We start from the raw sequence: 11,100 nt of genomic DNA, 5'->3' as shown, positions 1-11,100 counted from the left end.
GCGTGGCACGAGCCACTCATGACGATGGGATTGGTGGTTATTCGCAGGCCACGCCGTCATGGTCGCGGTCGAGCGCGGAACGGTATCCCGGTTGGCCTTGGTACAGCGGAGCCGCGCCGGCGGCCCTCACCGCGGTGCAGTTCTGGTAGTAGACGCTGGAACCGCTCTGCTGTTGGGGGGTGGTGGTCTGCTGTTGGGTTTGCTGCTGGGCCTGTTCCTGCGTTTGCTGCTGGGTCTCCTGCTGGGATTGCTGGGATGATTCCTGCTGCGCGCTCTGGTCATCGGCCGTGGACCCGTCGGCGGAGGCCGAAGCGGACGCGTTGGTACCGGTGTAGTTCGGAATGGTCTGCGTCGGGCATGCCGACAGCACATTGCTCATCGCGTTCTTCTCGGATTGCGTGACCCACAGCGAGTACTTGTGCTTCACGCCGATCTGACGCGCCACGTACTCGCAGCGGAAGCTTTTGTTCGACGGCAGCCATGTGGCGGCGTCGCCGTCGGACTTCTGCTGGTTGGCAGGGCCGTCCACGGCGAGCAGATTGTACGGATCGTTCGCCAGCTCGGTGCGCGTCGTCTTGCTGAGCTTCTGCGCGCCCGTCTGCCAGGCGTTGCTCAACGCCACGACATGGTCGATCTGCACCGCGGTGGACGTCTTGTTGCCGCGCTTGAAATTGATGGTCTTGCCGGTGTAGGGGTCGTTCAGCGTTCCGGATTTCACCACGCAGTCGTGGGTGAGGACCTTGTGTTTCACATCGGTCAGATCACGGTTGAGGATGTCGTTGCGGGTGTCGCAGCCGTTGTGGTCCACATCCTTCCACGCCACGCCGAACTGGGTGCGCTTGTAGCCGGTCTTGGGCGCGCGGCCCTTCACCGCGAGCGTCTCGAGCACCTGCGACGCCGACTCGCCGGCGCCGGTGTTGTCCGTCGCGTCGGCCGCCGAAGCGGTGGACGACAGCATGCCCGCCATAAGGCCGAACGACAGCAGGACCGCTCCGACAGCGGCGGCCGGACGGAACTTGGCAGAACTGTGATGCATGGGAACTCCTTCTCCTCATGGTCTCTTCGCATAACCTCGGTACCACGATACCCCAGCGAAGGAATCGTCGTTTCCGGTCATGGCGTATTCCGCGATGGCGCATAAGTGGAAGCCCGGTTGCGCGGCCGTGCACGCGGCATACAATGTGACAACGTACGAATCGAACAAGGGGAATGATCCATGACAGACAACACCAAGGCCATCAAGCCCGAACTGCTCGCCCAATACGCGAAGGACTTCAACGCGGACCGCGCCAACCTCGTGGCCGCCAACGCGGCGGTGTCCGCGGGCGTGCTCGAGGCGGCCACCGACTACAAGGGGCAGCGCGCCCTGCCCCGCGACTTCTCCATCGAACTCAAGCAGGGCTCCATCACCAACCAGCGCCATTCCGGCCGCTGCTGGATGTTCGCGTCCCTCAACACACTGCGCTACGAGCTCATGCACAAGTGGGGCCTCGACGACTTCGAATTCTCCGAAACCTACCTGTTCTTCTGGGACACGATGGAAAAGTCCAACACGTACCTGGAGAACGTGCTCTCCACGCTCGACGAGCCGACCGACGGCAGGCTCTTCCAGGAGATCAACTACGGTCCGGCCGACGACGGCGGCTGGTGGCAGATGTTCGCCGACCTGGTGAACAAGTACGGCCTCGTGCCCAAGAGCGCGTACCCCGAATCCGCGAACTCCAAGAACTCCGACGCCTTCAAGCAGTACCTCAACACCAAGCTGCGCGAATTCGCCGCCGAACTGCGCGACCGCCACGCGAACGGCGCATCCGTGGACGACCTGCGCGCGCTCAAGGACCAGGACATGTCCACCGTGTACCGCATCTGCGCCATCTCACTCGGCGAACCCCCGGCGAAATTCGACTTCCTGGCACGCGTGAGCAACGACGACAAGAAGAACGACGAAACCAAGGACGGCAAGAAAGCCGAGAACGACAAGCCGAAAACCGGCAAGGACGAGCGCAAGCAGATCCGCGAATACGGCATCACGCCCGTGGAATTCTACAAGAAATACGTGCCGGTCGACGTCAACGATCTGGCCACACTGTGCAACGTGCCGATGAAGGACCGCCCGTTCAACAAGCGCTACCGCATCCGCTACACCGCGAACGTCGCCGAAGCCGGAGACATGGAATTCATCAACGTGCCGCTCGACGTGTTCAAGAAGGCCGCCGTCGACCAGATCAGCGCCGGACACCCCATCTGGTTCGCCTGCGACTGCACCCAGTTCTCCCTGCGCACCGCAGGCTACTTCGACTGCGACAGCGTCCGCGTCGACCAGCTCTTCGGCACCGACTTCACCTTCGACAAGGCCCAAGGCCTCGAATACGGCGACAGCCCAAGCAACCACGCCATGACGCTCACCGGCGTGAACCTCGACGAAAACGGCAAACCCAACCGTTGGAAGGTCGAAAACAGCTGGGGCAAGGACAACGGCGCGGACGGCTACTACGTCGCGTCCGACGCATGGTTCGACCGTTTCGTGACCGAAATCATCATCCGCAAGGAATACCTAGACGACGCCACACGCGCGCTGCTCGCCACCGAACCCGTGGAACTCGACCCCTGGCAGCCCCTCACCAAGCGCAGCCGCTGAAACCGCCGCTTCCGACACATCAACGAAGGCCACGACCGACTCCGGCCGCGGCCTTCGCCGTTCACGCGCCCTGATACAGTGGCGCACAGGTCACAGAAGAACAAACGTACGAACGAATGGAGTTCAGGTGGCGAACGATCTGGCATGGCTTTCCGACGAACTACGCGGCGAATGCAGCCAGCCGGTGCTGCAGCGCGCTCGCGGGATTGCGAACCAGTGGCGTGTCAAAATGAACGATCTGTACTGCCTGAACGATCCCGAATCCAGCCGCATCACCCTGCGCGCGACGGTGCGCGGAACCACTTCGCCGTCAAGCCGATACGAGGTGCAGGCCACGCTCGATATGGAGGACGAGCTGTTCCTGGCGCGGTACTGCTCCTGCCCGGCGTTCGGAAGCTCGCAGCGGGGCTATGGCACTGGGCGGCTGTCCGGCTACCGCAACAGGCCCGGATACCGCAGCTTCGACGATGGCGCGGACGACGACTACGACGATTACGACTACGTGGACGACTACGACGACTTCGGCTCCGGCGTGGACTTCGGCCATGCGACGTTCGGCCATGCGGAAGCCGACGGATCTTCAGCCGACACCTCCATGGGCGGACGGTACACGGGCATGTGCAAGCATGTCGCCGCGTTGCTGCTGCTGTTCCTCGACCAGCCGGAACGGTTCCACGGATTCCAACGGGGCGGCGCCACGCCACGCGACCTGGCGGACTACATGCGTTCCATCGACGCGCGGAACGACAACGCCGGCGAAGGCGCTCAGCTGAGGATGCTCAAACGCATCGCCAACGCGAAGACGCGTCTCGCAGACGAGCAACGGGGCGCGGCGGGAGGCGGCGCATCGCGGCCGAAACGGGCGTCGGCCGGACCGGTGACGGTCACGCCCGGCAGCGTGCGCCTCGAACCCACTCTGGCCAGAACCCGGGATGCGTGGAGCCTCTCATTGCGCATCGCCTGCGGCGGCGTGGGCTACGTGCTCAAAGGCATCTCGAAATTCGTATCCGACATGCGGAGCGGCGCATACGAGGCCTACGGGCGGAAACTCGCCTTCACCCATACGCCGGACATGCTCGACCCGTTCTCCGCGAAACTGCTCGGATTCCTGGAACAGGTGATCTCCACACGCAGAATCGCCCAGATGCAGACGGGCGTCTACTATGCGCCCGAACCGCGCGTCGACCGCGAACTCATGCTCGCGGACGGAGAGGTATGCGACCTGCTCGACATGTACCACGCGGTGACGCAGGAGGACTACCGCGACAAGGAGCTCAAGGCGCGTGGGTTCCTCGCCGCCGGCGACGTCCACGGCCTGCAAAGGATCGTCATCGACGACATCGTCCGAGAACGGCAGGCCGCGCCCAGCCGCATCCACTTCGTCGATGACGGGCCCGCGGACATCGACGTCGACATCATCGAGGGGGATCCGGAATTCCGCCTCTCCGCCGAATACGTGCGGGAAGGAAACGCCTCCGGCGTGCGCGTCACCGCGAACCGCACCATCAACGCCATCATCACCGGCCGACGGAACCTCTACATCCTCAGCGCCGAACATATCGCTGACCCGGACGATTCGCAGGAGGTCGCCATCGACGGATTCTTCCGCTGCACGGACGGCCTGCGACCGGCCCTGCACGCGTTGAGGGAACTCTGCGACGGCGATCCGGACGGCGTGTTCATCTCCGAAAACGATTGGCCCATGTTCGCACGCACCATCGTGCCGCAACTGAACAAAGCCGGCATCGGCCTCGACATCCCCCAGGAAGTCGCCGAACAGGCCGGTTCCGAATGCCGGATCGAATACTACCTCGACCGCGACCTGCACGGCATCACCTGCGAGGCCGTGGCGCGCTATGGCGACTTCCTCTTCCAGCTCGTGCCGACATCCAAGGAACTGCGCGGAACGATCAACCCCGATCCGCGTTCGAAGGCCGCGCAGGTCAAACGGGATGTGGCGCGCGAATCCTTCGCGGTGCAGGTGGCGCGGCAGCTGTTCCCGACATGGAGCTCCATCGACGTGGCGCGCATCCGCGAGGAGGACGAGCAGTCGATCCTGCTGATGCTCACCGACGGCGTGGATATCCTCCGTTCGGTCGGCAGCGTGTTCTCCACCGCCGCGTTCGACGGCATGATGCAGCCGGGAACGCCTACGGTGAAAGTCGGATTGTCCGTCGATTCCAATCTCGTCGAGATCTCGCCAATCGCCGACGAGGTGCCGATGAACGAAGTCGGCGCGTTGCTGGAATCCTATCGCAGAAAACGCCGTTACCACCGGTTGAAGAACGGGACCTTCGTCGATCTGAGGAACGCCGATCTCAGCGAGCTCGACCATGTCGCCGCGGACCTTGATCTGGACGAGCGGCAGCTTGATTCCGGCACCATCACCGTACCCGGATACCAGGCGTTCCTGCTCGACGCGCAGGTGAGGGACGACGGCAAAAGCGACAGTTTCGACGCATACGTCAACGACGTCAAAATCATCGATCCGAAACGCTACAGCGTGCCCGACAACCTCAAAACCGTGCTGCGCCCATACCAGGTGGAGGGCTTCCAATGGCTTTCCACGCTCTGGGACAAGGGATTCGGCGGCATCCTCGCCGACGAGATGGGCCTGGGCAAATCCGTGCAGCTGCTCGCCCTCATCGAAGCGCGGCGGGGGAGCGGACCGGCCCTCATCGTCTGCCCCGCCTCCCTGGTGTACAATTGGGCCGCCGAATGCGAGAAATTCGCGGGAGACCTCACGGTCGAGGTCATCGCCGGCACCAAAGCCCAACGACGCAAGTCCATCGCCGGCATCGCCGTGCGGAACCGACCACAGGACGATTCGTCGACGCCTGCGCCCGACGTGGTCATCACCTCATACGATCTGCTGCGGCGCGATGTCGACGACTACGCCGACTGCCGATTCGCGTTGATGGCGCTTGACGAGGCGCAATACATCAAAAACCACGCCACGAAAGTGGCGAAGGCCGTCAAACGGATCACGGCCGAACACCGTTTCGCATTGACCGGAACGCCGATTGAAAACCGATTGAGCGAACTGTGGAGCATCTTCGATTTCCTCATGCCGGGACTGCTCGGCACCTACACGAAGTTCCGCGAGAAATACGAACAACCGATCATGGCGCCCGGTCCGGAACATTCCGTCATGGCGGACAAGCTGCAGGCGCTGGTCGGCCTGTTCATCAAACGCAGACTCAAAAAGGACGTGCTCACCGACCTGCCCGAGAAGATCGAGAACGTGCTCACCGTCCGGCTGGAAGGCGAGCAGCGCAAACTGTACGCCGCGCACGAGCAGCGCCTGCGCGCCACGCTCACCAAAACGAAGGACGCCGACTTCAACACCAAGAAGATCCGCATCCTCGCCGAATTCACGCTGCTGCGCGAGATCTGCTGCGACCCGCGGCTGGTGTACGCGGACGCGAAAAACGCCTCGGCGAAACTCGACGCCATCGTTCAGCTCGTCGACACATGCATGGACGAGGGCAAGAAGGTGCTCGTGTTCTCGCAGTTCACCTCGTTCCTGGAACTCATCGGCACGCGCCTGGCCGAACGGGACGTGGCGTTCTACACCATCACCGGCGAGACGCCGAAAAAACGCCGCGTCGAGCTCGTCGACGAATTCAACGGCGACGACGTCCCCGTGTTCCTCATCTCCCTCAAGGCCGGCAACACCGGTCTGAATCTGGTGGGGGCCTCCGTGGTCATCCACGCCGACCCATGGTGGAACGCCGCGGCGCAGAACCAGGCCACCGACCGCGCGCACCGCATCGGCCAGACGCAGGACGTGAACGTGTACCAGATCGTCGCCAAAGACACCATCGAGGAACGCATCCTCAACATGCAGGAAAAAAAGAACGAATTGGCGAGGCAATTCACCGACGGCGCGGCCTCCGGCGGCGTCGGCACGCTCAGCAAGGACGACCTGCTCGCGCTGCTGTCATGACGGCGGAACGGCGGGCGCGTATCGGACACGGCGCAGGCCGATATGCGCCCGGCATATCCAACGACCCGGCCGGTGCCACGCTCACATCGCCGGACGTGGCCGTTCGCGCCCGCCGTGCCCCACGACCGTGAAAATGGAACACGGCTTGCATGTATCCGTTGATGCGCGTATATATGGTCAGGCAAGTTTCAGGGAAGGTGAAATTCCTTACTGGCGGTAACGGCGCGACCGACGTTCATAACGGTTCCACGCCGAAGCCCGCGACCCGCGAAAGCGGCTGATTCGGTGGGAATCCGAAGCCAACGGTCATAGTCCGGATGGAAGAAACGGGGCTCAACATGAGTGCATCCTCATCCAACGATATCCACAACGGCAAGCAGAACGCCACGCCTCAGCGGCAAACCGTGTCCCGACCGGACAACGCGCACTCCACGGGCGTCGCCGATTCCGGACGCTGGTCCACCAAACGCATCGCGATGTATGCGCTGTTCGTCGCTCTGGCCATGGTCGTCAGCTTCATCGAATTCCCGATCATCCCGGGCATCCAATGGCTCAAATACGATCCTTCCGGCATCGTCTGCCTGGTCGCGGGCTTCGCGTTCGGACCGGCCGCGGCGGTGATCGTCAGCGTGCTCGGCTTCGTGCCGCACCTGTTCACCAATCCGTGGGGCACGCTGATGGCGGTGCTCGTGGCGCTGGCGCTGTCCGTGCCGGCGGCGCTCGTCTACCGGAGGAGCAAGACGCGCAAGGGAGCGGTCATCGGCATCATCGTCGGCGCGGTCGTGGCTCTGGTCGCCGCGATCGTCGGCAACCTCATCGTCACGCCGTTCTACGCGCATATGACCACCGCCCAGGTCGCGGCGCTGATCGTGCCGGCCCTGCTGCCGTTCAACGTGGTGAAATTCGCCATCCACGGCGTGGTCACCTTCCTGGTCTACAAGCCGATCTCCAAACTGCTGAACCGTTGAGTCCCGTTCGTCATCGCCAATGAACATATGAACACGAAGGAACCTTCCAATAGATATCGGAAGGTTCCTTCTGCTATCTATTCCAAGGAAAGCGACATCCATGACTGCGCAGAACACCGTGATCGCATTGCGCGACGTCCGCTTCAGCTACGACTCCGGCGCCACCTGGGTGCTGGACGGCGTCGACCTGACCATCCGCAGGGGAGAGCGGATCTGCCTCGTCGGGCCGAACGGCTCCGGCAAATCCACCCTCTCGCGGGTGATCGCCGGACTGGTCGCCCCCGATTCCGGATACGTCGATCTGCTCGGCAACGTCGTGTTCGACGATTCCGGCGCGCACGCGTCCGCATACCGCGCCGCGCGTCGCGGCATCGGTGCGGTGTTCCAGCGTCCGGAGGACCAGATCGTCACCACCGTCACCGAAGACGACATCGCCTTCGGTCCGGAGAACCTCGCCGTCGACCATGACGGCATCGGCAGACGCATCGCCGCATCGCTGGAAGCCGTGGACATGGCGGATTCCCGACGGTCCGATCCGACGAGGATGAGCGGCGGCCAGCAGCAGCGCGTCGCGATCGCCGGCATGCTGGCCATGGATTCCACGGTTCTGGTTCTGGACGAGCCGACCGCCATGCTCGACCCGCAGGGGCGCGCCGAGGTGATGCGCGTGCTGGATGCGTTGCAGGCGAAGGGAACCACCATCGTCATGGTCACGCATCATAGGGATGAGTTGGCGCATGCCGACCGCGTGGTGCGGTTGGAGCATGGCCGTGCGGCGGATGTCTCGGATGACAGGGGGGTGGCGTGCGCCGGCGACGCCATGCATGCCGCGGGCGTCGCCGGCGTTGGTGGTGGAAGGGTCTTGCATATGGATGCGCGTGCGGATGCGGAGGGCGTGCGCGTGCGGGATGTCGCGGCGGATCACGCCAAGACGCGTTCCATTGCCGACGATCCCATCATCGAAGTGCGGGATGTGGCATACCGGTATCCCGACACCGAAACCGCCGTGTTCCGGCACCTCGATCTCACCGTTCGCACTGGTGAGGTCGTCGCGCTGATGGGGCGCAACGGCGCGGGCAAATCCACGTTGGCGCGCATGCTGTGCGCGTTGGCCAGACCGCAGAGCGGCGGCATCGTCGTGGACGGGATCGCGGTGGCGCGCATGCGGGACGATGGTCCGTCGCGGATGCTGAGCCGCAAGGAGCGTGAGCGGCTCCGACGTGTCGTGGGCTATGTCATGCAGCATCCGGAACGGCAGCTGTTCGCCGAAACCGTCGCGGAGGACATCGCCTATGGCCCGCGCAACCAAGGGCTGGATGCCGAGGAGGTGTCCCGGCGCGTGGACCGCGCGATGAGGCTGCTGCATATCGGGCATTTGGCGGATCGTTCGCCGTTCGATCTGTCCGGTGGCCAGCAGCGTCTGGTGGCCATAGCGGGTGTGGTCGCCTGCCATCCGAAGGTCCTCGTCATGGACGAGCCGACCGCCGGTCTTGACGAGCTGGCCGTCTCGCGCGTGCACGGGCTGATCCGTGCTCTGAAGGAGCGGGGCGTGACGGTGCTTGTCATCTCGCATTCGCGTGAGGAGGCGCAGTCGCTTGCCGACCGCATCGTCACGATGGAATCGTTGGAAGGCCGGGATGCGGACGGCTCTTCCGCCGCGGCGGATGGCGCCGGGCAGGGTGGTTCCGCGCGGGTTCGTTCGGCACATGACGGCGACATGGGGCGCGACGAGAACCGAGGCGGCACACGCGAAGGCACCGGTTCGGCACCGTCCGCATCGCGTGGCTGGGTGCAGCGGTTGGACCCTCGAGTGAAGATGCTGGCGACTCTGGTGCTGATGTTCTCCGCGTTCGCCATCGGCTCCTTCTGGCAATTGCTGCTGGCCGCGGCGTTGGCCGTCGCGATCGGATGCGCGTCTCGGATCGGCGTGCGTCGGTTGTTCCGTTCTGTGCACATGTTCCTGCTGCTGTTCGTGTTGTGTGGACTGCTCAACGTCTTCTTCGTGCGTTCCGGCAACGTGCTGGTGAATCTCGGTCCGGTCCCGATCACCGATGACGGCGTGCGCATCGCGGTGCTGTACGCCTGCCGTTTCGCGGTGGTCATCGTCATCGGCGCGATGTTCCTCGCGTCCACCACACCGACCGCCATGACGGATGCGTTCGAATCGGTGCTGAAACCGTGCTCGCGTTTCGGCGTGCACACCCAGGAGATCGCGTTGGTGATGAGTCTCGCGCTGCGCTTCCTGCCGACCTTGGGGGATGAGGCCAGAGCGATCGCCGACGCGCAGTCGGCGCGTGGCGGCAGCATAGAAACCGGTTCGTTCATACGTCGGATCAGGGCGATGGCGGCCATCGTCGTGCCGGTGTTCGCCGGAACGATCCGCCATGCCGACAATCTCAGCCTCGCCCTTGACGCGCGGTGCTACGAGGAGGGCGTGGATCGTACGCATTGGCGCGTCATGCGGATTCGGGGAAGGGACATCGTGGCATGCGTCGTCATCATGGCGTATCTGGCGGCCTTGGCCGCGTTGCCGTATATCGGAAGGTGAGGGCGCTCCAGCTCTCATATAGTGAGCACCCCCTAGACAGGCGCGGACGGCTGCCGCAAGATAATACCCGACAACCGACAGGTCATCCGCCGGCAAGCGCGCGGGTGGCGTTTTCACTGCATCTAAGGGGGTGTTCCGCGATGAAGGTCGTTCCGGTCATCGTCTCGATCAATCGAATTACCGGCCGGTCTTCGGCAGCGGAATAAGGCAGGTTGTTCATGCAGGTTCCGCCAACGAAGACGGGACCCGAAAGACTTGGACGTTCATGGAACGTCATGGCGCGATATGTGTTCACCATATGCGCATGGCGACGCCCATTCCCAGGACTCCTTGGCCATTCCCGTTCCGCCGCCGCGGCGGTATCCGCATCGGTCGGATGCAGGCTTGCCCATTGACGGAACGCGGATTTCGGATCGACGGAATCCGCGTTCCGGCGTCAACGACGTCGTGAAAAAGTACCGATCGGTGTCGCGGCGGTGCCTCATAACGGGTTTCATAACGTTTTACCGCCCTCACGGTAATCTTGAGCAGGCAATAACGATAGGAATGGAAAACACATGGCACTTACCAAAAAGCAGGTCAAGCAGCTGCGCGGCCTGGCCACCAAACTCAATCCGCTCATCCAGGTAGGCAAAAACGACCTGAGCGAGAACGCCATCAAGCAGGCGGACGAAACCATCGAGAAGCGCGAACTCATCAAATGCTCCGTGCTGGACGGTTCGGGACTGACCGCCAAGGAGGCGGGCGAGGGGCTCGCCGAAGAGCTGGGCGCGCAGCTCGTGCAGGTGATCGGCAACCGTTTCGTGCTCTACCGCCGTTCCAAGCGCGACGACGTGGAACACATCCGTCTGGTGCGCGAATAGGAGACGATGGCGGAACCGGCTCGCAACGACTGGGACCGAGCATATGGAACGCCGGTCCTGCCGGGCCGTCGCCCTATGGAATCCGATTCCGGCCGAAAACGGCCTCCGAGATTCCGCAATGTCTGGCATCGCAA

The 11,100-nt window shown here is 63.5% G+C and carries 7 protein-coding genes and 1 riboswitch; of the genes, 5 read left to right on the top strand and 2 right to left on the bottom strand.

Translation table 11 applies throughout. The features are described 5' to 3' along the window. Positions 1-37: 37 nt before the first annotated feature. Complete coding sequence (locus tag B3C64_RS01600; protein WP_298046902.1) at positions 38-958, bottom strand: GmrSD restriction endonuclease domain-containing protein; 921 nt, start codon at positions 956-958, stop codon at positions 38-40. 258 nt (positions 959-1,216) lie between these two features. On the opposite strand from B3C64_RS01600, the gene B3C64_RS01595 reads away from it, so the two are divergent. The 4 genes from B3C64_RS01595 (at position 1,217) to B3C64_RS01580 (ending at position 10,103) form a co-directional block, all read left to right on the top strand. Then, positions 1,217-2,638, top strand: coding sequence for a C1 family peptidase (locus B3C64_RS01595; protein ID WP_291533259.1), 1,422 nt, complete (start codon positions 1,217-1,219; stop codon positions 2,636-2,638). A gap of 127 nt (positions 2,639-2,765) precedes the next feature. Next, complete coding sequence (locus B3C64_RS01590) at positions 2,766-6,587, top strand: DEAD/DEAH box helicase (RefSeq protein ID WP_291533258.1); 3,822 nt, start codon at positions 2,766-2,768, stop codon at positions 6,585-6,587. A gap of 180 nt (positions 6,588-6,767) precedes the next feature. After that, a riboswitch (FMN riboswitch) is annotated at positions 6,768-6,920 on the top strand. Next, positions 6,905-7,555, top strand: a complete 651-nt coding sequence (locus B3C64_RS01585; RefSeq protein WP_291533257.1) for an ECF transporter S component — start codon at positions 6,905-6,907, stop codon at positions 7,553-7,555. Its footprint overlaps the riboswitch before it by 16 nt. A 100-nt stretch (positions 7,556-7,655) precedes the next feature. Continuing rightward, positions 7,656-10,103, top strand: a complete 2,448-nt coding sequence (locus tag B3C64_RS01580; protein WP_291533256.1) for an energy-coupling factor transporter ATPase — start codon at positions 7,656-7,658, stop codon at positions 10,101-10,103. 82 nt (positions 10,104-10,185) lie between these two features. Here B3C64_RS01580 and B3C64_RS01575 read toward each other — a convergent pair whose 3' ends face one another. Beyond that, complete coding sequence (locus B3C64_RS01575; protein ID WP_291533255.1) at positions 10,186-10,323, bottom strand: hypothetical protein; 138 nt, start codon at positions 10,321-10,323, stop codon at positions 10,186-10,188. A gap of 337 nt (positions 10,324-10,660) precedes the next feature. Between B3C64_RS01575 and B3C64_RS01570 the strand changes: the two genes are divergently transcribed. Continuing rightward, on the top strand, positions 10,661-10,966 hold the full coding sequence (locus B3C64_RS01570; protein ID WP_291533254.1) for a YhbY family RNA-binding protein: 306 nt from the start codon (positions 10,661-10,663) through the stop codon (positions 10,964-10,966). The last annotated feature ends 134 nt before the right edge of the window (positions 10,967-11,100 follow it).

The sequence above is a fragment of the Bifidobacterium sp. UBA6881 genome (genome assembly GCA_002451435.1).
Classification (GTDB): Bacteria; Actinomycetota; Actinomycetes; order Actinomycetales; family Bifidobacteriaceae; genus Bifidobacterium.
The sequence above is the reverse complement of the archived record's forward strand: the minus strand, read 5'-3'. Positions and strand labels throughout refer to the sequence as shown.

Excerpts from the sequence above, each read along its gene's own strand:
- B3C64_RS01595 (WP_291533259.1), top strand. The coding sequence starts at position 1,217 with ATGACAGACAACACCAAGGCCATCAAGCCCGAACTGCTCGCCCAATAC.
- B3C64_RS01600 (WP_298046902.1), bottom strand. The coding sequence starts at position 958 with ATGCTGTCGTCCACCGCTTCGGCGGCCGACGCGACGGACAACACCGGC.
- B3C64_RS01580 (WP_291533256.1), top strand. The coding sequence starts at position 7,656 with ATGACTGCGCAGAACACCGTGATCGCATTGCGCGACGTCCGCTTCAGC.
- B3C64_RS01570 (WP_291533254.1), top strand. The coding sequence starts at position 10,661 with ATGGCACTTACCAAAAAGCAGGTCAAGCAGCTGCGCGGCCTGGCCACC.
- B3C64_RS01585 (WP_291533257.1), top strand. The coding sequence starts at position 6,905 with ATGGAAGAAACGGGGCTCAACATGAGTGCATCCTCATCCAACGATATC.
- B3C64_RS01575 (WP_291533255.1), bottom strand. The coding sequence starts at position 10,323 with ATGAACAACCTGCCTTATTCCGCTGCCGAAGACCGGCCGGTAATTCGA.